This window comes from Microbacterium gubbeenense DSM 15944 (assembly GCF_000422745.1).
Taxonomy (GTDB): domain Bacteria; phylum Actinomycetota; class Actinomycetes; order Actinomycetales; family Microbacteriaceae; genus Microbacterium; species Microbacterium gubbeenense.
The window spans coordinates 291,339-313,251 of the sequence record NZ_AUGQ01000001.1 but is presented as its reverse complement, the minus strand read 5'-3'; the positions used below and the strand labels follow the sequence as shown (position 1 = coordinate 313,251).

Sequence of the window (21,913 nt, the reverse complement as noted above, 5' to 3'; positions counted from 1 at the left end):
TCAGGTGTACGGGCGGTGACGTCCGGAGGAACGCGAGCTGACCGCCTGGCGATAACGACGAACGGGCGGAGAGGACCGTTGTCCTCTCCGCCCGTTCGCGTGCGCAGATCAGCCGGCGTGCGTCATGCTCAGAAGGTCGAGCTTCTCGTCGAGCTGGGCCTCCGTCAGGTCGCCGCGATCGACGTAGCCGAGGTCGATGACCGCCTCGCGCACCGTGATGCCCTTCGCCACCGAGTGCTTGGCGATCTTCGCGGCCGCCTCGTAGCCGATCAGCTTGTTGAGCGGCGTCACGATCGAGGGGCTCATGCCCGCGAGCGCCGTGACGCGCTCGATGTTCGCCTCGAGGCCGTCGATGGCCTTGTCAGCGAGCGTGCGCGAGACGTTCGCGAGCAGGCGGGTCGACTCGAGCAGTGCGGTGCCCATGACGGGAATCGCCACGTTGAGCTCGAAGGCGCCCGACGCGCCGGCCCATGCGACCGTCGCGTCGTTTCCGATGACACGAGCGCACACCATGAGCGCGGCCTCCGGCAGAACCGGGTTGACCTTGCCGGGCATGATCGACGACCCGGGCTGCAGATCCGGGATGTGGATCTCGCCGAGGCCGGTGTTCGGGCCCGAGCCCATCCAGCGCAGGTCGTTGTTGATCTTCGTGAGCGACACGGCGATGGTGCGCAGCGCTCCGGACGCCTCGACGAGACCGTCGCGGTTCGCCTGGGCCTCGAAGTGGTCGATGGCCTCGGTGAGCGGCAGTCCGGTCTCGGCGACGAGGTTCGCGATGACCTTCTGCGGGAACCCCTTCGGCGTGTTGATGCCGGTTCCCACGGCCGTGCCGCCCTGGGGCACCTCCGCGACGCGCGGGATCGTTGCCTGGATCCGCTCGATCCCGAGGCGCATCTGGCGCGCATAGCCGCCGAACTCCTGGCCGAGTGTGACCGGCGTCGCGTCCATCAGGTGCGTTCGGCCCGACTTGACGACGCTCTTCCATTCGTCGGCCTTGCGTTCGAACGCCTGCGCCAGGTGGTCGATCGCCGGGATGAGGTCCTGCAGCAGGGCCTCAGTGACGGCGACGTGCACGGACGTCGGGAACACATCGTTCGACGACTGCGACGCGTTGACGTGGTCGTTCGGGTGCACCTCGCTGCCGAGCTTCTCGGTCGCGAGGGTGGAGAGCACCTCGTTCATGTTCATGTTCGAGCTCGTGCCGGACCCGGTCTGGTACGTGTCGACCGGGAACTGGGCGTCGTATTCGCCCGTGACGATCTGATCGGCGGCCCAGGCGATGGCGTCAGCGATGCCGGCATCGAGCGTGCCGAGATCCTTGTTCGCGAGCGCGGCTGCTTTCTTGATGCGCGCGAGCGCGGCGATGTGGCGCGACTCGAGGCCCGATCCCGAGATCGGGAAGTTATCGACGGCTCGCTGCGTCTGCGCGCGGTAGAGCGCGTCGGCCGGGACGCGCACCTCGCCCATTGTGTCGTGTTCGATGCGGTACTCGGTCACGTCGTCGTCCTTTCCGTGGTGGCGGGGGCGGGTTCGTCCGCGATCCCCAGCATGACGTCGGGCACGGCCGTGCCCTCTGCAAGTTTGTAGTTCGCGCCCACGATTCCGAGGCGCCCGGATGCGACGGCGTCGCTGATCATCTCTGACGAGTGGAGGATCGCTGTGATCGTATCGCGCAGGTGCAGCTGTCCGACGCGCCACGCGTCGATGTGCGCGCCGTCCTCGCCTGCGTCGATCTTCTCCTGGCGCGCACGACGTGCCGCCGGAACGATCGGGGAGACCTGGCGCCAGATCGCGGGGGCGAGGAGAGGAGCGTCCGGGCCGAGGCTGTCGACGGCAGCGGCTACCGCGCCGCACTCGTCGTGGCCGAGCACGACGATCAGCGGAACCTCGAGCAGATCGACCGCATACTCGATCGTTCCCATGATCGACTCGCCCGTCACCTGACCGGCGTTGCGCACGACGAACAGGTCGCCGAGCCCCAGGTCGAAGATGATCTCGGCGGCGAGGCGCGAATCGCTGCACCCGAAGAGGACGGCATACGGACGCTGGCTGCCCGCCAGATCGTGGCGGCGCGCGACATCCTGATGGGGGTGATTGGGCTCTCCGGCGACGAAGCGGTTGTTTCCCCGCTTCATGCGCTGCCATGCCTCGGTGGGGGTGAGGGTTTGCGTCATGCCGACTCCTTCTTCAACTGTTCGACATCGTCAGCGACGGACGATGCGATGACGGCGGCCACGTCGGGTTCGGCGCTGCCGTAGACGAGCACGTAGTCGGAACCCGCCTGGATTCCGAGAGCGTACGAAACATTGCCGGTGGATTCGGGATCGCGAATCTCGAACTCGGTCCACTCAAGGCCGTCGATCCTCGTCGTGCCCGACGGCGACGTGCCGCGCAGCACCTGAGACGCCCACACCTCATCGGCGTCGAACGCCTGCTCGAACTTGATGAACCCGCGCTTCGCTTCCGGAATGTCGTTGTAGTTCACCGACCAGACCGAGGGGCTGCCCGGGTTGACCTGGGCGATGTTCTTCCCCCAGTCATCGGGCGCCGTCGGCACGATCACCGTGCGATCGAACTGCTCGGCGACCTCGCTCGCGGTGGCGGCGATATCGGGCTGCGGGGCGTCTGCGATCTCCCCGCGCGGCACGATGAAGTACACCACTGCGACGATCGCGAGGCTGGCGACGAGCGCGATGATCAGGTTGCGGAAGCTCTGGCTCTGCCGATAGTTCTTCGAGTTCTCGGCTTTGCGCGCGGCCTCTTCTGCGGGCGTCTCGGGGCGGCCGAGATGTGCGGCAATGCGAGGCTCGCGCGGAGCGCGCGCCATCACTCTGACGCCTCGGCGTCGGCGCGGGCCGCGTCGAGCCGGCGCTTGGCGCCGAGCAGCCACTCTTCGCACCGATTCGCGAGAGCCTCTCCTCGTTCCCAGAGGGCGAGGGAATGTTCGAGGGTCGGAGAACCCTGCTCGAGCTCGGAGACGACGCGCACGAGCTCATCGCGGGCCTGCTCGAACGAGAGCTCTTGAACGTCGGGGGACTGATCGGTCATCGTGTCTATCCTACTTTTCGTCCGGCATGATCGCGGACGCCGTCTGTCCGTGCGAGGTCGCCGTGAGCGCCCCGCTGTCGAGCGTGAGGGTGAAGGCCGTGCCGTCGGGGGCATCGGCGGCATCGTGGAGGATCGTGCCGCCCGTCGTCTGGGCGATCGCATAGCCGCGCGCGAGCGTCGCGGCCGGCGACAGCGCGCGCAGAGACGCGCGCAGCTCGGCCGTGCGTCTTTCGGCCTTGTCCACGGATCGGCTCATGAGATCGCGGCCGCGTGAGACCGAGAGGAACACCTCCTGCTCGCGGTCGCGGATCAGCGCATCGGGATCGCGGAGCGACGGGCGCGAGCGCACCTGCTCGAGCTGTTGGATGCCGTGCTGCACCTGCTGCTGGAGCCGAGACGTGAGGCGTGAGCGCAGCTGATCGACGATGGCCCGCTGCTCGCCGACATCGGGGACCACGCGCTTGGCGGCATCAGTCGGCGTCGAGGCCCGGACATCGGCGACATCGTCGAGCAGCGGGCGGTCGTTCTCGTGGCCGATCGCGCTCACGATCGGTGTCGTCGCCGCCGCGACCGCGCGCACGAGGCGCTCGTCGCTGAAGCCGAGCAGCGTCTGCGGATCCCCACCGCCGCGCGCGATGACGATGACGTCGACCGTCTGGTCGTCATCGAGCTGCTGGAGTGCGGCGATCACCTCGGGAACGCTGCGGTCGCCCTGGACGGTCGCATGGATCGTGCGGAAGTCCACCTGTGGCCAGCGCAGCTGGGCATTGCGCAGCACGTCTTTCTCGGCGTCGGAGCTCGCGCCCGTGATGAGCCCGATCCGCGAGGGGAGGAACGGCAGCGGCTTCTTGCGCGCGGCCTCGAACAAGCCCTCTTCGCGCAGCTGACGGCGCAGCTTCTCGAGCTTCTCCAGCTGCGCGCCGAGGCCGACGTGGCGCATGGTCGACACCTGGAACGAGAACGAGCCGCGCTTCGTGAAGTAGTCGGCCTTCAGATGGACCACGACGTGATCGCCGACGTGGAAGTCGTCGGTGAGGCGCGCGAGCACGCTCGACCACACCTGAATGTTGATCTGCGCGTCGCTCGAGAGGTCTTTGATGCCGCCGAAGACGTTGCGGCCGCGCACGTTCCACTGAGTGATCTCGCCCTCGGCCCAGATGGCCCCCCAGCGTTCGATCGATGCCTTGATCGTCTGGTTGAGACGGGCGATCGACGTCGGTTGATCGGGGGAGGAATCTCGCGGCGCGACCTGATCACTCGTGGGAGCTGAGTTATCGCCGAGCGAGTTCTGGAACGTTGTCACGATTTCAGGGTATTCGGGACGTCTGACAATAGAAGCCACGTACCCTGGGGAGTATGAGTCAGACCGCGGTCGCACTGCCTGTTCCACGCGTCCCAGCCCGGCGCGAGAGCCTTCGTGACATCCCTGTTGACGGGCCCAAGAAGATCCTGCTCGCCGCGCCTCGCGGTTATTGCGCGGGGGTGGATCGCGCGGTGATCACCGTCGAGAAGTCGCTCGAGCGATACGGTGCGCCGGTCTACGTGCGCAAGCAGATCGTGCACAACATCCACGTCGTGCGCGAGCTCGAGGCGAAGGGTGCGGTGTTCGTCGAGGAGGTCGACGAGGTTCCCGAGGGCGCGCACGTCGTGTTCAGCGCTCACGGTGTCTCGCCCGCCGTCGTCGATTCCGCGTCCGACCGCGGGCTGCAGGCGATCGATGCCACATGTCCGCTCGTCACGAAGGTGCACCGCGAGGCGAAACGATTCGCACGCGACGACTTCGAGATCCTGCTCGTCGGGCACGAGGGCCACGAGGAGGTCGAGGGCACCGCCGGTGAGGCGCCCGAGCACGTGACGATCGTGAACAACCCCGACGAGGCCGACACCGTCGTGGTGCAGGATCCGTCGAAGCTCGTCTGGCTGTCGCAGACGACGCTGTCGGTCGACGAGACGATGGAGACCGTCAACCGGTTGCGCGCGCGCTTCCCCGAACTGCAGGATCCGCCGTCGGACGACATCTGCTACGCGACGCAGAACCGCCAGGTCGCCATCAAGAAGGTCGCGGCGGACGCGGATCTCGTGATCGTCGTCGGATCCGAGAACTCGTCCAACAGCGTGCGCCTCGTCGAGGTCGCTCTGCAGTACGGCGCGAAGGCCGCATACCTCGTCGACTACGCCGACGAGGTGCGGCAGGAGTGGCTCGACGGTGTGCGCACCGTGGGAATCACGAGCGGCGCGAGCGTGCCGGATGTGCTCGTGCAGCAGCTCATGCGCGAGCTCGCGGACGCCGGCTATGCCGATGTCGAAGAGGTGCGCACGGCTGAGGAGGACCTGATCTTCTCGCTGCCGAAGGAGCTGCGCGACGGGCCGCGCGGTGGACGGCGGGCGTCGGCGTGACGAACGACGCCGAGCCGCGACCGCAGTACGGCGCGTACGCGAGTCCCGCCGAGCAGCGTGCGCGCAGCGGGCAGCCGGATCCTGACGTCGATCCGGCGCTCATTCCGCGCGATGTGCCGCCCGAATGGGACGCGGCGCCGACGCGGCAGGCGAGCGGCTCTCCGGCGACGACGGGCCGCCTCGTCGACCGCGTGGTCACGATCGCGCTCCTGGCGTTCGGGCTGTACAGCATCATCACCGGGATCGGTCTCTACACCGACCCTGACGCCCTGCTCGGGGCGCTGCGCCTCGACACCGACCTGTCGGATCCGGGCCTCATCCGCGGCCTCGGCGTGGCCTCGATCATCGTCATGCTCATCGGCTGGCTCGCGACGACCTGGCTGGTATGGCGCCGCGGCGCTGCCGGAAAATCGATGTGGTGGATCGCGCTGATCGCGGGGGTCGTGTTCACGTTCCTGGGGGCGATGCTCGTTGCGGTTCCGCTCGTCATGGATCCGGGAGTCTACGGCGCGTTCATCGAGCAGCAGGGCCTCGTCGGTTAGCACTCTCGCGCACGAAAGAGGCGTCTCGCAGGCCGCGGCCGCGAGACGCCTCTTTCGTGCGGTGCGTATTACGCGGTGATCGACTTGCCGAAGGAGCCGAGCTGCTGCGTGGCCTCGACGACGCGGGCTGCCATCGCTGACTCGGCGACCTTGCCCCACGCGCGCGGGTCGTACTGCTTCTTGTTTCCGACCTCGCCGTCGACCTTGAGCACGCTCGCGTAATTCTCGTACATGTAGCCCGCGATCGAGCGGGTGAACGCGTACTGCGTGTCGGTGTCGATGTTCATCTTGATGACGCCGTTGCCCACGGCCGTCGAGATCTCCTCGGCGGACGAACCCGATCCGCCGTGGAAGACGAGGTCGAGCGGCTTCTCGCCGGTACCGAACTTCTCGGCGATGCCGGCCTGGATCTCGCCGAGCAGCTCGGGGCGGAGCTTGACGTTGCCGGGCTTGTACACGCCGTGCACATTGCCGAACGTGAGGGCCGAGATGTAGCGGCCCTTCTCGCCGAGCCCGAGAGCCTCGACGGCCTTCGTCACATCGCCGACGGTCGTGTAGAGCGCGTCGTTCGAGCCCTCGTGCTGCACGCCGTCCTCTTCGCCGCCGACGACGCCGACCTCGATCTCGAGGATCGCGCCGATCGCGTTCGTGCGGGGCAGGAGCTCCTGGGCGATCTGGATGTTCTCGTCGAGCGGCACGGCCGAACCGTCCCACATGTGCGAGTTGAAGATCGGCTCGCCGCCGGCCTTCACCTGCTCCTCGCTTGCGGCGAGGAGGGGCAACAGGAAGCTGTCGAGCGCGTCCTTCGGGCAGTGGTCGGTGTGCACGGCCACCGTGACGCCGTAGCTGGCGGCCACCGTGCGCACGTACTGCGCCATGGCGATCGCGCCGGTCGCGCGGGCCTTGACCTTCTGGCCCGCGAAGTAGTCGGCACCGCCGGTGGTCACCTGGATGATGCCGTCCGAGCCGGCCTCGGCAAGGCCCTGGAGGACGGCATTGATGGTCTGCGAGCTCGACACGTTGAACGCGGGGAAGGCGAATCCGCCGTCCTTCGCGCGCTTGAGCATCTCGGCGTACTGGTCATTCGTTGCGACCGACATAGCTCGGCTCCTTCGGGATCAGGAAATAGGGGGCGGCTCCAGCCTATTCGGTGGACTGCTCGAGCGGGAACTTCCCGCGCGACACACGGATCAAGAAAGAATCGCGATTCCTTCACGCGAAACGGGGCGATTCCGAAGAGCTGAGAGTGCGAGCGGAGATACGCTCGGCAAATGACTGCCGATCACGAGATCCACAACACCGACGACCTGATCCCGCTGCAGCCGGACCGCAACATTGCGCTCGAGCTTGTGCGCGCCACGGAAGCGGCCGCGATCCGCTCGGTGCCGTTCATCGGCCGGGGGCAGAAGGAGGTGGCCGACGGTGCCGCTGTCGACGCGATGCGCGCGTTCCTATCGACCGTCGAGTTCGACGGTCGGATCGTAATCGGCGAGGGTGAGAAGGACAACGCGCCGATGCTCTTCAACGGCGAGAGTGTCGGTACCGGCCGCGGCCGTTCATACGACATCGCCGTCGACCCGATCGACGGCACCACGCTGACGGCCGAGGGACGCAACAACGCGATCTCGGTGATCGCGATGTCGGATCGCGGCACGATGCTCGATGCATCGAGCGTCTTCTACATGGACAAGCTCGTCACCGGACCGGAAGGAATCGGTGTCGTTGATATCCGCCTGCCGATTCAGGAGAACATTCGCCTGATGGCCAAGGCGCTCGGAAAGCCCGTCGAAGAGATGGTCGTGTCGGTGCTGAACCGCCCGCGGCACGCTCAGCTGATCGAGGAGATCCGGTCGACCGGAGCGGGAACGCGTCTGATGAGCGATGGCGACGTCGCCGGCGGAATCAACGCCGCTCGCCACGACTCGCGCACCGACATGTGTGTGGGCGTCGGCGGCAGCCCGGAGGGCATTGTGACGGCGTGCGCGATCAAGGCGCTCGGCGGTCACATCCAGGGCCGCATGTGGCCGCAGACCGACGACGAACGCCAGAAGGGCATCGACTCGGGGCTGCCGATGGATGATGTGCTGGAGGCCGAGGACCTCGTGAAGGGCAACAACACGATCTTCGTCGCGACCGGCGTCACGGACGGTGCCCTGGTGGCCGGTGTGAAGCGGCGCGAAGGCTACCTGTTCACCGAGAGCATCGTGCTGCGCGGGCACTCGGGAACGCTGCGTCGGATTTCGAGCGACCACCTCGAGTCGAAGTGGCTCTGAGGTTTCGCGTGGGATAATCGTCCCCATGACTGAAGCTTCGGAGAAGTCGCCCTCGGACGGGGCGCGCGCAGTCGTTGCCGACGCACAGGATCCGGCACGTCGCCCCGACGTGCTTTTCCGCGTACGTCGACCCGCCGGTGCCGAGCCGAACGTCTGGTGGTCGGTCGGCGCGTTCATCGTCGTTGCCGCAGGTATTCTCCTTTCGCTCAACTGGCTTCCGGGCTGACCCCGCCCTCGAGCAGCTCGGGAGCAGACGCGCGCCGCACGGGCGAGTCGATGGGTTTCGGCGCATCTGTCGACGCCAGCTTCGAGGCATCGATCCCGGGGAACCTGCGTGCTGTGACGAGAACTCGTGACTCGAGGGAGCCGACAAGGCCGTTGTAGGCATCGACCGTGCGCTCGATCGCGCGTCGCATGTCGCCGGCGTGGCCAGCGAGCGAGCCGAGGCGCTCGTACAGCTGGTTGCCGAGATTGAACAGCGTCTTGGCCTCTTCGGAGACCTCCTGCTGCGTCCACGAATACGCGACGGTCTTCAGCACTGCCCAGAGGTTGACGGGCGAGGCGAGCGCGATGCGCTTACCGAACGCGTACTCGAGCAGTGCGGGATCTTCCGCGAGAGCGGCGGAGAGCACCGATTCGCTCGGAATGAAGCACACGACGAATTCTGGGCTCGCCTCGAGGCCCGCCCAGTAGGCCTTCTTGGCGAGCGCGTCGACGTGCGAGCGGACGGCCTTGACGTGCTTGTGCAGGAGCTCCGCGCGGCGGGCGCCGTCTTCGCCGGTCGCCGTCTCAGGGAAGGCCTGTGCGTCGAGGAACGCGCTGAGCGGGGCCTTCGCGTCGATCGCGATCGAGGTGCCGCCGGGCAGATGCACCAGCATGTCCGGGCGCCCCGATCCGGCGTCGGAGGAGATCGACGCCTGTTCGTCGAAATCGACTCGCGCCAGCAGGCCAGCCGACTCGACGATGCGGCGCAGCTGCGTCTCGCCCCACACGCCGCGCGTCGTGTTCGAGCGCAGCGCTCCGGCAAGGGATTCGGTTGTGGCCCGGAGCTGTTCGTCGAGGGTCTGAGCGTTGCGGAGCTGCTCGGAGACCTGCCCGAACTGCTCTGTGCGCTCGCGCTGCATCTCGTCGACGCGCTGCTGCATGCGCTGCAGGGTCTCGCGCACGGGGGAGAGGGCCTGCATCACCGTGCTATCGCGCTGGGCGCGCAGAGCCTGCTCGCGGCGCTCGATGCGATCGCGCTCGGCAGCGTCGCGCGCACGCTGTTCGGAGGCCTCGAGGGCGTCTCGGAGGGCCGCCGCCTCGGCGCTCGCGCGAGCGGCGTCGGCCTCGGAACTCGTCGCGCGAGATGACCGCGCGAACCAGCCGATGGCGATCCCAGCGGCGGCGCCGACGAACAGCATGACGATCCAGAAGAAGTCCATGGATCCACTGTCTCCTGAACCCCTGACAAACTATGCGGGCGCCCCGGATAGAATCGACTTCCGTGGCTCTGACAATCGGCATCGTGGGACTCCCCAACGTGGGCAAGTCGACCCTTTTCAACGCACTGACCAAGAACGACGTGCTCGCGGCGAACTATCCGTTCGCGACGATCGAGCCGAATGTGGGTGTCGTCGAGCTGCCGGATCCGCGCCTTGACCGGCTCGCGGAGATCTACGGCTCTCAGAAGATCCTGCCCGCGCCGGTGTCGTTCGTCGATATCGCGGGCATCGTGCGCGGCGCGAGTGAGGGCGAGGGGCTCGGCAATCAGTTCCTCGCCAACATCCGAGAAGCCGACGCGATCGCCCAGGTGGTGCGTGGATTCACCGACGGCGACGTGACGCACGTCGACGGCAAAGTCGACCCGCACAGCGACATGGAGACGATCAACACCGAGCTGATCCTCGCCGACATGCAGACGCTGGAGAAGGCGGTTCCGCGGCTCGAGAAAGAGGTCAAGGGCAAGAAGGCCGACCCGGCCGTGCTCGATGCGGCGAAGACCGCGCTCGAGATTCTCGAGACCGGGAAGACGCTGTTCCAGGCGGGCTTCGATATCTCTCCCATCAGGGAGCTCGGGCTGCTGACCGCGAAGCCGACGCTGTTCGTCTTCAACGTCGACGAAGGAGTGCTGACCGATGACGCTCGTATGGCTGAGCTCGCGGTGCTCGTGGCACCGGCGAAGGCCGTGTTCCTCGACGCGAAGGTCGAGTCTGAACTCACCGGTCTCGACAGGGACGAGGCGCTCGAACTGCTGCAGGCGCTCGGCCAGGAAGAATCGGGTCTTGACCAGCTCGCGCGCGTCGGGTTCGAAACGCTCGGCCTGCAGACGTACCTGACCGCGGGCCCGAAGGAGAGCCGCGCGTGGACAGTGCGCAAGGGCGCGACTGCACCGCAGGCAGCCGGGGTGATTCACACCGACTTCGAACGCGGATTCATCAAGGCCGAGATCGTGTCGTTCGCTGATCTCGACGAGTACAACACGATGTCGGCCGCGAAGGCCGCCGGCCGCGTGCGCATGGAAGGTAAGGACTACGTCATGCAGGACGGCGACGTGGTCGAGTTTAGGACAGGACTTACATCTGGAGGTAAGAAGTAGCATGCCTGGATTAGCTCCGACGACGCTCCCTTCTGTGCAGCCGGTGGGCGGCTTCATTCACGGGCAGGCCGCGGCTAGAATCACAGGTATGAGACAAACGCGGCCGTTCGCTATTTCAGGCGTAATAACGGGCACAGTCATGGTGGCAATCTCATTCTTCATCGAGGATGCCGCCCAATCGAAGAGCACGTTGGTTGCGGGGCTTATTGCGGCGGTCACCATTGCTGCGATACCGATTTACGATATCAACTCGTGGTCTCTCACGAAACGCTCACTCGTACATTTTCTTGCGATGCTCGCAACCGTATTTCCGCTACTTCTCTTCAGCGAATGGTTCACTCTGCCAGTGGCCATCAGTGTGTTTTTACTGTTCGGCATCGTTGGCTGGACAATCGGCTACGTCGTCTACCGGGTTCAGGAGAAGAAGCAGGCATAGAGCTGACCCTCAGGGGTAGAATAAGACCGCGCACACGCGCACGATCACGGGTAAGTGCGTTTGGGGCACCTCGGCTAGCCAACAACCACGTAATGCGCGTTCGCCCACGTGCCGGGGTGAACCCGGGCTGGCTCTACCTGTGTTTCGCCAGCTGGCAGGTACAGGCTCAGGTGAAGGCGCAATCGTGCGGCTCAGTGGTCGACGCCGTTTACCCGGGCGACCTGGACGACGTGATCCTCCCGCCGATCGATGAAGTCCGTGGAGACGCTGCGTACCAGTGCTGGAAGGACTTCGCCGAGGCTAACCGGTTGGAGGCCAACGCAATAGACCGGCTTGAGAGTTCAATGTTGGCGAGCGTAGAGGCTTCATAAGCCCCACTCAGCAGGCACGAGTTCGGCTAGTCAACGGGCCCCGAGCATGCCTGCGCCGGCCGTGTGCCACCCGCGAGCCAATTCTGGCCGGTCTGGCCGTTCATGGACCGCTGACTTCTTATGGTGACGCCGCCGAAAGTAGTATTGCCACGCCTGCAGCCCAACGGCGTGATCCTTCCGAGATTGTAGGAGGGGAGCGCATATTCCTGTGTCCCGAACACTGCTTACGTGATGCTGTTATGGTGCACGTATGAGCAGCGCACCCCGCAAGGCAGCCATCTACCTCCGTATCTCTCAGGACCGCGAGATGGATGGGCTCGCCATCGAACGCCAGCGCGAGGATTGTGAGAACCTCGCTCGGTTCCGGCGCTGGGAGATCGTCGAGACCTATGTGGACCAGTCGAAGAGCGCTACCGACCGGTCCGCGATCCGTCCGGACTACGACCGCATGGTCGCCGACTACCTGGTCGGACGGTTCGACCCCATCATCTGCTACGACCTCGACAGGCTCACCCGGCAGCCGCGGCAGCTGGAGGACTGGATCGACGCCGCCGAGCTTCGCGGCCTCGCCCTCGTAACGGCCAACGGCGACGCGGACCTCTCCACCGACGGCGGTCGCATGTACGCACGCATCAAGGCCGCCGTGGCGCGCGCCGAGATGGAGCGCAAGAGCGCCCGTCAGTCTGCGGCGCAGAGACAGCGCGCTATGCAGGGGCGTGCCCCGAAGGGCATGCGTCCGCTTGGTTATGCCGTCGACGGCAGTGTGATGCCTGATGAAGCCGTGGTCGTGAAAGCGATCTATGCCCTGTTCTCGAGGATCGAAAACCCTGAGTCGCTACGCTCGCTCGCCCGGGCGCTCAGTGGTACCGAGAAGATCAAAGGGCTCTCTGCCCTTCCCAAGCACACGCACACAGTCAGCGTCGAGCGCGCCGCCGCCCGCGAGGAGCAGGGCCTCGACCCCCGACCGATCGTCGAAGACGGTCCGTGGTCGCCTTCGACCGTGCTCGGCATCCTGCGCAACCCGCGTTATGCGGCGCTGAGCACTTACACGCCGAAGTTCGCCCAGGCGGACGGGAAGCGTCGCCGGATGTGGAAGGCACAAATCCTCCGCGACGACGCCGGAGAGCCGATCCGGGGCCAGTGGGAGCGGATCGTCGATGACGAAACCTGGTGGAAGGTCCAGGAGATTCTCGACGACAAGAAGCGCGTGACCAACACCAGTGGTGCAACCAAACGCAAGCGCCTCGGGAGTGGACTGTACCGCTGTGGTGTCGTCGTCTCTGTGACTGGAGAGGTCTGCGGCAAGAAAGTCACAGGCGCACCACGCGGGTACACGTGCCCAGGTCACTTGGTCCGCTCTGGTCCCGCCATAGACGAGTACGTCACGAAGGCAATCAGCGCCCGTCTCGCCATGGATGACGCGGCGGAGAAGATCCTCAAGCCCAAGGACAGCTCACAGACCGAGGCCCTCGACGCTGCGATCAGCGACCAACGAGCCAGGATCAGTCGTGCGCAGCACGACTACGACGAGGAGATCATCGAGGGGCGCGACCTCAAGCGCGTGCGCGACGCCGCCGAGGAGCGCATACAGGAGCTGGAGGCCCAAAAGGCACTGCGGGGACGCGCTGGTGTGCTGCGACCAATCCTCGACACCGATGACCCGCCAGGCGCGTTCAGAGGCGCATCGCTTGAGATCCGACGTCAAGTGATCGACGCGCTGGTTACTGTCACGGTGTTTCCACAGCCCAGAGGGCGCAAAGGGTTCGATCCAGCATCGGTCGAGATCGTGTCGAAGTAGGCCGCGGTCCGCGAAGCGGACCCGGGAGGTCTCCCGAGAGCGGCTGACGCGGCATAAGCGCGTCATTTCACTAGAGCCTGACTGCCAGTCGCGCCACCGCTCTCCTCGACACAGAGGAGACCGCTATGACAAGGAGCTTCGACACTACACCCCGCGTTTGGATCGGCTGCCTCCAGTGCTACAACGAAGGGAATCTCGTTGGTGACTGGCACAACGCAACTGATGCAGATGAGATCACGACATCGCAGCTGCACGGACGCGCAATCGACCCTGGTACCCACGAAGAACTCTGGTGCCTCGATCATGAGAACCTACCCATCACAGCGGAGTGCTCACCTCGTGACGCCGCCGAGCTGGCCCGCACCCTCGAAGACGTGCCTGAACGTGAGAGGCCCGCTCTCAATGCCTGGGTCCTGTCCGGCGACTACATCGAAGACGGGGACGGGCTGCCGAGCATCAGCGACTTTGAAGAACGTTACTGCGGGGAATGGTCATCATTTCGCGAGTACGCCGAGCAACTCGTCGAAGACAGCGGCCTGCTGGCCGACGTGCCCGAGGAGGTAGCCCGCTACTTCGACTGGGAGGCATGGACCCGCGACCTCATATACGACTACGCGGTCATGGACGACGGCTCCCACGGCGCCTACGTCTTCCGGAGCCTGTGATGTCGGACAACGAACTGACGCTCTGCCTGTGCTTCGAATGCTCGCCACCCGAGTTCACGGACCGCGCTTATGTCGTCGTACCCGACCGAGGAATGTGGCGCGTCCACACCTGCCCTACCCACGGCCCGGTCTCCGTGGCGGAGGTCCCCGTGAAGCCGGTCAGCACTCAAGAGGAGGAATGAAGATGTCCGCAGAGAGCAATGCCCGTGACCACATCCACGCATTCCGGTGGTGGGTGGGCAACCCCGAGATGACTCGCGCCGAAGCAGAGCTGCGGGACCTCGCCGCACTGCGCGAAGCGGTGGAGTACGAGATCGCCATGCACGCTCACCAGGTCGCCACATACGAGGGCATCTCCTGGGCAACTGTCGCTGATGCCCTCAGCATCAGTCCCGCTGCTGCCCGCCGTCGCTATAAGCGCTGAGTCGTGGTCGAGGCGTCGACGCCGACCGTGAGCAACGCGACGCTGTCCACACGAAGGGCCTCGGCAAGAGCGTCGATCGAGTCGAGCGTGAGGTTGCGCTCGCCCCGTTCGATGCCCGCGAGATAGCGCGGCGTCACATCGAGATCTTCAGCCAGCTTCTCTTGGGTAAGCCCTCTCGACACGCGCAGGGCGCGGAGGTTCCGGCCCAGGCGGTGTTTGAGGGATTCCTTCACCCTTCAAGCCTCAAAGAAGGAAGCGAAGAGTACCAGGTACTCATCGCTTCCACTAGGATTAGTGGCTAGACCAGGACATGTGCACAGAGAGGAACGCGCCTACCCGCGCAAGCGAACGATGAAGAGAACACTGCACCGACCAGCGGCAATGATCGCCGCGGCGATCCTCGGCCTCACCCTTGTGGGATGCGGCTCCGACCCGGCGGAGACGCCTGACAACGAGACCGGGGGTGACACCGCTGCCAGCGTCTACGAGTTTCAGACCAACGGCATCGAGCCGTCGAACGAAGTGACCGTCCGCACACCCGACGACCTCCGAGAGGTCATGGGCGCAGACGCTAACAATCTCGTCATTGACCAGATCGTTGTGACCGGCCACGACCTTGGCGGCGCGCAGGTCTGCGCGGCTGACTTGGCGATCACGTACATGGACGGTCAGCCCGATGGCCTCGTGTCGGCAGGATCAGACGCCGGTCAGCGGTCGCAGGCGGAGGACGCACTTCTGGAACGCTCCGAAGCATCTTCGATCGAAGAGATTGTCGCCGAGGTCGATGGGCTCATCGCCGACGGCGAAGAGCGCGGTCTCACGGCCCAGCAAATCGGAGACCGAATCGAGATGTTCGCCGGGATCCAGGGCACCTTCTACACCGACGGTGCGACCGGCCAAGAAGTGGTGGATGGCTACCTCAGCGGCGGCAGTGAAGGCGAGTCGACGAACGCGGGGATCATCGCCAAGGCGCTGGGACTCACTTCCAGCAAGGAACCCAACGCGCTATCCGACTTCGACGAGTCCGCACCCGAGGCGGGCACGTACATTGCCGCTGACTTCTCGACCCTCACCGTGGTAGGCGACTGCGCCGCCTCCGCGACCGACCCGGACAACGCGATTGAGTTGGAGCTACCCTTGGTTGACGCCGACGGAAAGAGCGACACCACCGCGACCGTCCAGCTGTCGGTGATGGCCGACGGCACCATCGGGGTGGCAGGTGAGGTCAAGGACTACATGCGCGACGCCAACGACAACTGGATCGCGAGCTGACCGCTCCTCACTCGACGCAGAACCCAGCAGCTTGATGGCTGCGGGGTTCTGCGTTTCCAAAGCTATGCCTGCCCACCAAACTGGTGGCCCGCATCCTGCTCCGGCTCCTCTGTGCTGATCTCGGTCGCCAGGTCTCGGATGAGGCGCGACTGTGCAGCGACAGTGCGCTCCTTCCACTTCTCGAAGCTCGGGCCCCGGTACGTTCCGAGCCCGTCAGTCGTGCGCCGCTGATGCTTCTTGAACTCGCTCTTTGCGTGCTGCTCGAACCGATCAAACAGCGTCGTGCCGTCCTTGAACTTCGTCCCCTTGAGGAAGCGTGTCATTACTGCCGACTGCGCAGCGAGAAGATCCTTGCGCACGTCCTCGTAGCTCGGGTGGGATGGCGGAGGCCCAGCCTCCCGCAGTTCGCGCTCAATCTCATCGTGCAGCGCGTGCAGATGCACTTCCCGTGCCCTCGCAGCGGCCCTCGCCTCTTCAGCATCCATGCGAGTCTGTTCAGCTGCGTGACGAGCCTGTGCAGTATCACGCTCGGCCAATTCACGACCTTCGGCGTACCCATCCGTCTTCGCCTTGCTGCGCAGCTTCGGGAGATCGGCCCGCTCAGCCTGGAGGGCATCGCGTTCGGTCTTGGCAGCCTGGCAGTCTTCCCACGCCTTCTTGCTGTTGCGTTCTGTGTCGGCCAGATGCGCGGCAGCCTTCTCCGCGGTGCGCTTGGTGCGCACCGCGCGAGCCTGAAACTCACTACTCGACAGATGCTCGGTCGAGCGCTCGGTCACGGCATGCTCGACTTCATACCCGATCTTCTCCATGTGGGCACGAAGCTCACGATGCTGACGCTTGAGATCGCCCGGACCCTTGAAGAAGTCCTTCTGCGACAAACGACCATCCTGGGTCACCGGCGTGATCATGACCTGCAGCTGCGGTGAGTGCTCATCGAGGTGGATCGAGCCACCTACGACATTGGCCTGTCCGAACTCGGCACTTGCCCAGTTGAGCGCAGCGATCGTGAGGCGGCCAGCCTCCTCGTTCAGACCCTCGTTCCTCCACTCAGGACAGTGATCTTCGAACCACGATGGATCGAGCTGCAGCACGATCCCGCGCATAACCACTGCATCCTTGCGCAGAGACTTGTGTACGGTGGCGAGCCGCGTGTTCAGGTACTCCTCCAACTCGTTGGACGGAGGGTCGCCATCGACCGACTGCACCGACCGGTAGCTGCCACCGCGATCGTTGACGAACGACATATTCAGGTGTGTTCTACTCGTATCGATGTTCGTGTTCGCGTGCTTGAACGAGTACCCGGCAGCCTCATCGGCCTCCCGTGCGATGTGTCGCATGAAACCCTGCACATGCCCTCCCGCGCGACCCACCTTGTGGCTCGCGTCATACGTCATCGTGTAACTCATGCTGATCTCCTCTCGACCTGTTCCAGGGAAGCACCGCCTGTTGACGCTGCTTCCCCGGAGCCCCCGGCGGCTCTCCCGAGGGGCCTTCCAGATCGGAGGTCCCCGCTCCTCCACACCCGGGACCCTGCGCCCGTGTGTGGAGCCTCTGCGGCAACCTCCGATCCGGAAGGTGTAGCCCCATACACTTCGACCGTCGCTTCGCGAGTCGAAGTTCCTGGGGCCCTCCGGGGGCCTCGGTCCTGACGGACCTCGATGCAGCGATCCGCCGTCGCCCCACCTGGGCGACGACGAATCGACTGCAAGGTCGCGGCGACCGCACTCATGCCGTACCCCCGGTGGTGAGCGCCAACGGCACGTCACGGCTGTGCTCGGCGAGCCCATCCAGCAACTCGTCGACAGCAGCGCCAGCGTCGTGAGCGCCACCGCCTGCCGGGCCGTAGCTCAGCGACAACACCTCGAAGCTGGTGTAGCCACTTGCCTGCTTCGTTGAGATGGCGCGCTTGTACGGATCGCCCTTGACTACGGGCTGCACCAGGTACCGGAGAATGTCATCCTCCCGGAAGACCCGCACCACCGACTGCAAGCGGCGGATGAACTGATCGAGCGCTTCATCGACATTGCCCTTCTGACGGGCAAAAAAGAAGAACTCGACCGGCTCGATGGTCGCAGTGATCACGATGAGCCTGGGAGCGACCTCACCCTTGTTCTTGTACCGCGCCCGAGCAGGCGAGGCATTGTGCGGATCGAGCAGAAGTAGCCAGTCGTTGGCATCCATAGCCGAGGCCCGCAGATCATCAAGCAGCATGATCTCCTCGCCCCGCCAGTCATCGAGCGGGTTTGTTGTCGCGGCACGGTAGACCTGCCACCGCTCCCCGTGTCCCTTGGCGCACGAGATCGCCTCCTGGATGAACGCGTTCGCGAACCTGGTCTTGCCGACCCCGGCCTCGCCATGGATGAAGACGACCTGGGTCGAAAAAGCACCGGCACGCAGCTTCGCCGCCGCACGGTAAGCACGGCGCTGCCCGTAGGCCGACAACGCATCATCGATCTCCCGCTGATGCCGTGAATAGATATCGAAGTACTCATCGGTGAGCATGATCTGGTCACGCGTGAGTTCACCCTGGAGCACCATCTCCCGGAACGGCTCGAACTCCAGCTTCGCCCGCTTCGCCTTGACATGAGCGCGGCCCTTCCGCCACGCCGGATACCGCTCGCGGTACACCTGCTGATATTCCATGCCCCGTACCGAGGCGACCTGCTCCGGCGGGTACTGGAACTTGTCGGGGTACTTCACGTGCGTGAGATAGGCCAAGCCGTTGTCGTGCTGCTGGGTGATCTTCTTGCCGCAGACCTCGACAGGCGCACCGCCGCGCGACTTGTCGAGTTCAACGTACTGGACCTCGACTCCCAGAATCGCGGCCAGCTTCTCGACCGCTGCCGAGGTTTCGCGACTCTTGAACTTCAACAGCAGATGCAGGTGCAGGTACTTCAGCACCTCGACCATCGAAGCGGTCGCATCATCCCAGCCCAGCTGAGTATCGTCACCGTGCAGGATGCAGTGAGCCTCTTCGATCACGAGACCGACAGATTCCAGCAGCACGACCAAGTACTGCGAGAACGACGCGGCAGCCGCACGTAGCGCATCGACGCGCGAAGGATCATCCTTCGGGCGACCGTTCGCTGCGTGCGCCTGCTCCAACAGGCCGGCGAACACCGGATCAGTCGAGTGCTGCCAGCACTCGGGCTTGATCTGCTGCACCAGCATGACCAGAGTCGGGTTCGCTGCCTTACGCGCCATAGCGATCACCCCGGAGCCGGGGAGCATCGGCGCTCGCAGGCAGACCGATGTACCCCCGATGTTCCCCCCGCTGTACCCCAGACGGTGAGGTGCCATGAACGGCTGCTCCACGCGGCGGGATCGGCGGGAACACGCTGGTTGCGGCAAGGCGCGGCGAATCTACAAGCCCTTCGCCGCGCCCGTAGGTGGAGTGTTCCTGCTTAAGCTCCACAGAACTCTTAGTCGCAGAGATATCCCACAGCACATCGTTCCCGGTATGTTCCTCACTGGCACCCCAACCGCACTGGCTGCGGCGCTGGGTAAGCACGCGATAACAGGGCTCGCGGTGGACGCCGCCCACGACGGATGCCTGTGCAGTACTCACTTGGCACCGCCAAGGAGAGCGCGCAGACGGCGGACCTGTTCATCCGACAACGGGGGAGCAGACGCTACGATCCGCTCGACGGCGGACTCGATGGACTCGAAGCCGCTGGCGCGTGTCGGTACAGCGAGCGCATCGAGATCAGTGCGTAGGACCTTGACACGGCCGCCGACCTTGACAGCGGGCAGCCTGCCATCGGCGATGTATCGACGAAGCGTTTGATACGCGCCATACCCGAGCTGGACAGCCTCAGTCAGGCTGATGTAGTGGGACAGGTTTGACTTGGGAGGAGTGGTGTACCCCATGAGAACTCCAGACAGAAATATCTGTCCGGAGACGGGGGGAATAGTTGTCCGGCTACTTTCCCGGTCGCCGTGCGCGATGCTCCACTGGGCCCTTCCGGACCTCCGTGCCTTACGGGAGAAGTCACTCCCTGCCGGGTCGTCTAAATCTGAATCTCGACGTGGTTCCCGGTGCTACCCGGTGCTGACTACGCGCTGCTCGACACAGCCCAAGTGGGGTGATCCCCCTTCGTTGATCTTGCTCTCGCGATCTCAGAAGGCTTGTCGCGATCCTATCCGACCTGTCAAGCAAGGTCAAGCCCGAGCATTCGAGACGGTAGTGCTGTCCGGAACGTGGTCGAGTTTCGCTTCAATGTCTGACGCTCTGCCGACCTGCCCGGCGTGCTCTGAAGCCTTCACCTACGAGGATCGTGGGTTGTTCGTGTGCCCGATGTGCGGGCACGAGTGGTCGGCGGATTTCGTCGGCTGCGGCGCGGTGGTTACGGATCCGGTAAGACACCCCGTCGACCATTTCCTCTCGATCGCTGCCCGATGGCAACGGGCGGCAAGATCGGCGGCGGAAGTGAAGCAGACCCGGTAGCCGGTACTAGCCCTCAGGAACCTGTCCCACTTGTTTCGCCGGCACTCCGACCACGATCGCCCCCGCGGGGACGTTTTTCGTGACGACCGCGCCCGCGCCGACGACGGCGCCATCCTCGATCGTCACACCGGGCAGTACCGTCACGCCGGCACCGAACCACACGCCGCGGCCGATCACGACGCGCGCCGGATGCATGTCGCCTCGTCGGCTGGGAGTCATGTCGTGATTCAACGTGGTGATGACCGCGTTGTGGCCGATGAGGGATCCGGAGCCGATGTCGATGCCGCCCTGGTCTTGGAATCGGCATCCGCTGTTGATGAAGACGTCGTCGCCGAAGCGAATGTTCTTACCGAAGTCAGCGGAGAATGGTGGGAAGAGCCGGAACGACTCGGGAACCGCGCGCCCCGTCAACTCGCTCATCAGCGCGCGCACTTCGTCGGGCGAGCGGTAGCTTCCGTTGAGCGCGGCCGTGATACGGAGCGACTCTTGACTCGCTTCGTGCATCGCCGCGTGGTGCGGCGAACCTTCCGGAATCGTCTCCCCGGCGTTCAGCGCGTCGAGGAGGTCGTCAAGTCCTTCAATTTCGGCCATGCGTCTATGGTAGATGCCGCGAATCGCCACCGAGATCCTGTCCGCGCGAATCAGAGAACGGCAGGAGCAAGCAACGTCGATCGGCTGCGAACTGTCACTGCGCGTAGTGCCGAGCCACGGCCGCCATGCCCTGATCGAACGTCACCGCGGGCTCCCACTGCAGTACCTCACGGGTGCGGCGCTGGTCGAACCAGTGTGCGGTGGACATCTGCTCGGCAAGGAACCGTGTGAGTGGCGGCTCGTCGTCGTGCTCGCCGAGGTTCCAGACCGCATCCACCGCGGATCCGGCCGCCAGCGCGGCGGCAACGGGAAGACGCAGGGTGGGCTTCTTCGCGCCCCCCGCAAGCGCGAGCCGTTCGATGAACTCCGCGATCGGCCTCGGCTGCCCATTCGTCACGACCAGTGGTTCGCCGTGCACGCGGGTGACCGCCTCAAGCGCCGCGACGATCGCGTCGACCGCGTTGGTGACATACAGCGTGTCAACGAGCGCGGCACCGGAGCCGAGGATCGGCATGCGGCCCTGTCGCGATCGCTCGATGATCCGCTCGGTGAGCTGGGTGTCGCCCGGGCCCCACATGAGGTGTGGACGCAGCACGAGCACGGGGAAGGCTTCGGAATCGGCGGCCAGGGCAAGGCGTTCGCCTTCGCCCTTCGTGCGCGCGTACTCTCCACGGGCAACCGCCGGATCGGCTGGCGCAGCAGGAGCTCCGACGAGTGAGCTTCCTGCGTTTGCGACGGAGGGCGACGAGATGTGGACGAACCGGGACACTCCTGCGGCCTGTGCGGCCGAGAGCACGTTCCGGGTGCCGTCGATATTGACTCGCTCGAACTCGCGCGGATCACCCGCCATCGAGACCTTGGCGGCCAGGTGGATGACTGCGTCCTGTCCGGCCGTCGCTGTCGCAACGGTGTCCGGTTCGGTCGAGCTGCCCAGAACATCGCGTGCGCCGTCGACTCCGGAGGGGCGACGCTGAAGAGTCGTGACGTCGTGGTTGTTGCTGACCAGTGCTCGCGCGACAGATGAGCCGAGCACGCCAGAGGCGCCAGTGACAAGTACTCTCACGAGGGATC

At 65.2% G+C, this 21,913-nt stretch carries 24 protein-coding genes; 11 read left to right on the top strand and 13 right to left on the bottom strand.

Features of this window, described 5'->3' with window-relative positions; genetic code table 11:
• Positions 1-108: 108 nt before the first annotated feature.
• The 5 genes from G510_RS0101630 to xseA are packed head-to-tail and all read right to left on the bottom strand — an operon-like array spanning position 109 to position 4,351.
• The gene (locus G510_RS0101630) at positions 109-1,497 is read right to left on the bottom strand and encodes a class II fumarate hydratase (RefSeq protein WP_029152170.1); all 1,389 of its coding nucleotides are present in this window, start codon (positions 1,495-1,497) and stop codon (positions 109-111) included.
• Positions 1,494-2,174, bottom strand: coding sequence for a carbonic anhydrase (locus tag G510_RS0101625; protein WP_029152169.1), 681 nt, complete (start codon positions 2,172-2,174; stop codon positions 1,494-1,496). The genes G510_RS0101630 and G510_RS0101625 overlap by 4 nt, the downstream gene beginning before the upstream one ends.
• Positions 2,171-2,827 carry a DUF4245 family protein gene (locus G510_RS0101620; RefSeq protein WP_029152168.1) on the bottom strand — a complete coding sequence of 219 codons (657 nt, stop codon included), beginning with the start codon at positions 2,825-2,827 and terminating at the stop codon, positions 2,171-2,173. Before G510_RS0101620 ends, G510_RS0101625 begins: the two co-directional genes overlap by 4 nt.
• On the bottom strand, positions 2,827-3,048 hold the full coding sequence (locus G510_RS0101615) for an exodeoxyribonuclease VII small subunit (protein WP_029152167.1): 222 nt from the start codon (positions 3,046-3,048) through the stop codon (positions 2,827-2,829). The genes G510_RS0101620 and G510_RS0101615 overlap by 1 nt, the downstream gene beginning before the upstream one ends.
• Before the next feature lie 10 nt (positions 3,049-3,058).
• Positions 3,059-4,351, bottom strand: a complete 1,293-nt coding sequence (gene xseA, locus G510_RS0101610; RefSeq protein ID WP_029152166.1) for an exodeoxyribonuclease VII large subunit — start codon at positions 4,349-4,351, stop codon at positions 3,059-3,061.
• 53 nt (positions 4,352-4,404) lie between these two features.
• Here xseA and G510_RS0101605 point away from each other — a divergent pair, with 53 nt between their 5' ends.
• Together G510_RS0101605 and G510_RS14970 are read left to right on the top strand one after the other, a co-directional pair.
• A complete protein-coding gene (locus G510_RS0101605) occupies positions 4,405-5,445 on the top strand; it encodes a 4-hydroxy-3-methylbut-2-enyl diphosphate reductase (RefSeq protein WP_084644142.1) in 1,041 nt (346 codons plus the stop codon).
• Positions 5,442-5,987: a DUF6264 family protein gene (locus G510_RS14970; RefSeq protein WP_051216146.1), complete on the top strand. Its 546-nt coding sequence runs from the start codon at positions 5,442-5,444 to the stop codon at positions 5,985-5,987. Before G510_RS0101605 ends, G510_RS14970 begins: the two co-directional genes overlap by 4 nt.
• A 68-nt stretch (positions 5,988-6,055) precedes the next feature.
• On the opposite strand, the gene fbaA is transcribed toward G510_RS14970, so the two are convergent.
• Complete coding sequence (fbaA, locus tag G510_RS0101595) at positions 6,056-7,087, bottom strand: class II fructose-bisphosphate aldolase (protein ID WP_029152164.1); 1,032 nt, start codon at positions 7,085-7,087, stop codon at positions 6,056-6,058.
• A gap of 171 nt (positions 7,088-7,258) precedes the next feature.
• Between fbaA and glpX the strand changes: the two genes are divergently transcribed.
• Together glpX and G510_RS17760 are read left to right on the top strand one after the other, a co-directional pair.
• On the top strand, positions 7,259-8,260 hold the full coding sequence (glpX, locus tag G510_RS0101590; protein ID WP_036321466.1) for a class II fructose-bisphosphatase: 1,002 nt from the start codon (positions 7,259-7,261) through the stop codon (positions 8,258-8,260).
• A 25-nt stretch (positions 8,261-8,285) separates the two neighbouring features.
• Entirely contained in the window at positions 8,286-8,486 is a 201-nt protein-coding gene (locus G510_RS17760) for a UDP-N-acetylmuramyl pentapeptide phosphotransferase (RefSeq protein ID WP_084644141.1), read from the top strand.
• Here the strand turns inward: G510_RS17760 and G510_RS14965 are convergent.
• Positions 8,467-9,684, bottom strand: a complete 1,218-nt coding sequence (locus tag G510_RS14965) for a DNA recombination protein RmuC (RefSeq protein WP_036321463.1) — start codon at positions 9,682-9,684, stop codon at positions 8,467-8,469. The genes G510_RS17760 and G510_RS14965 overlap by 20 nt on opposite strands.
• Positions 9,685-9,746: 62 nt before the next feature.
• Here G510_RS14965 and ychF point away from each other — a divergent pair, with 62 nt between their 5' ends.
• The 5 genes from ychF (at position 9,747) to G510_RS0101545 (ending at position 14,532) form a co-directional block, all read left to right on the top strand.
• Positions 9,747-10,838, top strand: a complete 1,092-nt coding sequence (ychF, locus tag G510_RS0101575) for a redox-regulated ATPase YchF (protein WP_029152161.1) — start codon at positions 9,747-9,749, stop codon at positions 10,836-10,838.
• A 1-nt stretch (position 10,839) separates the two neighbouring features.
• Positions 10,840-11,274, top strand: coding sequence for a DUF3021 family protein (locus G510_RS17360; protein WP_084644140.1), 435 nt, complete (start codon positions 10,840-10,842; stop codon positions 11,272-11,274).
• A 621-nt stretch (positions 11,275-11,895) separates the two neighbouring features.
• Positions 11,896-13,443 (top strand): recombinase family protein, encoded by a 1,548-nt coding sequence (locus G510_RS0101560; RefSeq protein ID WP_029152159.1) that lies wholly within the window; start codon positions 11,896-11,898, stop codon positions 13,441-13,443.
• Positions 13,444-13,568: 125 nt separating this feature from the next.
• Positions 13,569-14,108 (top strand): antirestriction protein ArdA, encoded by a 540-nt coding sequence (locus G510_RS0101555; protein ID WP_029152158.1) that lies wholly within the window; start codon positions 13,569-13,571, stop codon positions 14,106-14,108.
• Between the two features lie 184 nt (positions 14,109-14,292).
• Positions 14,293-14,532, top strand: coding sequence for a hypothetical protein (locus G510_RS0101545; protein ID WP_029152156.1), 240 nt, complete (start codon positions 14,293-14,295; stop codon positions 14,530-14,532).
• Here G510_RS0101545 and G510_RS14955 read toward each other — a convergent pair.
• A complete protein-coding gene (locus tag G510_RS14955) occupies positions 14,520-14,765 on the bottom strand; it encodes a helix-turn-helix domain-containing protein (RefSeq protein ID WP_051216143.1) in 246 nt (81 codons plus the stop codon). The genes G510_RS0101545 and G510_RS14955 overlap by 13 nt on opposite strands.
• Before the next feature lie 148 nt (positions 14,766-14,913).
• Between G510_RS14955 and G510_RS0101535 the strand changes: the two genes are divergently transcribed.
• The gene (locus G510_RS0101535) at positions 14,914-15,804 is read left to right on the top strand and encodes a hypothetical protein (protein ID WP_029152155.1); all 891 of its coding nucleotides are present in this window, start codon (positions 14,914-14,916) and stop codon (positions 15,802-15,804) included.
• Between the two features lie 62 nt (positions 15,805-15,866).
• Here G510_RS0101535 and G510_RS0101530 read toward each other — a convergent pair whose 3' ends face one another.
• The 3 genes from G510_RS0101530 to G510_RS0101520 all read right to left on the bottom strand — a co-directional run bounded on the left by G510_RS0101530 (position 15,867) and on the right by G510_RS0101520 (position 19,674).
• Entirely contained in the window at positions 15,867-17,210 is a 1,344-nt protein-coding gene (locus tag G510_RS0101530; protein WP_029152154.1) for a plasmid recombination protein, read from the bottom strand.
• Positions 17,211-17,529: 319 nt separating this feature from the next.
• A complete protein-coding gene (locus tag G510_RS0101525) occupies positions 17,530-18,975 on the bottom strand; it encodes a P-loop NTPase family protein (RefSeq protein ID WP_245563206.1) in 1,446 nt (481 codons plus the stop codon).
• Positions 18,976-19,368: 393 nt separating this feature from the next.
• Positions 19,369-19,674 (bottom strand): helix-turn-helix domain-containing protein, encoded by a 306-nt coding sequence (locus G510_RS0101520; protein WP_029152152.1) that lies wholly within the window; start codon positions 19,672-19,674, stop codon positions 19,369-19,371.
• Between G510_RS0101520 and G510_RS19050 the strand changes: the two genes are divergently transcribed.
• Positions 19,673-20,251 carry a hypothetical protein gene (locus tag G510_RS19050; RefSeq protein ID WP_342664714.1) on the top strand — a complete coding sequence of 193 codons (579 nt, stop codon included), beginning with the start codon at positions 19,673-19,675 and terminating at the stop codon, positions 20,249-20,251. The genes G510_RS0101520 and G510_RS19050 overlap by 2 nt on opposite strands.
• Positions 20,252-20,257: 6 nt before the next feature.
• Here the strand turns inward: G510_RS19050 and G510_RS0101515 are convergent, their stop codons facing one another.
• Both G510_RS0101515 and G510_RS0101510 read right to left on the bottom strand, forming a co-directional pair.
• The gene (locus G510_RS0101515) at positions 20,258-20,842 is read right to left on the bottom strand and encodes an acyltransferase (RefSeq protein ID WP_036321457.1); all 585 of its coding nucleotides are present in this window, start codon (positions 20,840-20,842) and stop codon (positions 20,258-20,260) included.
• 94 nt (positions 20,843-20,936) lie between these two features.
• Positions 20,937-21,905, bottom strand: a complete 969-nt coding sequence (locus G510_RS0101510) for an NAD-dependent epimerase/dehydratase family protein (RefSeq protein ID WP_029152150.1) — start codon at positions 21,903-21,905, stop codon at positions 20,937-20,939.
• Positions 21,906-21,913: the final 8 nt, after the last annotated feature.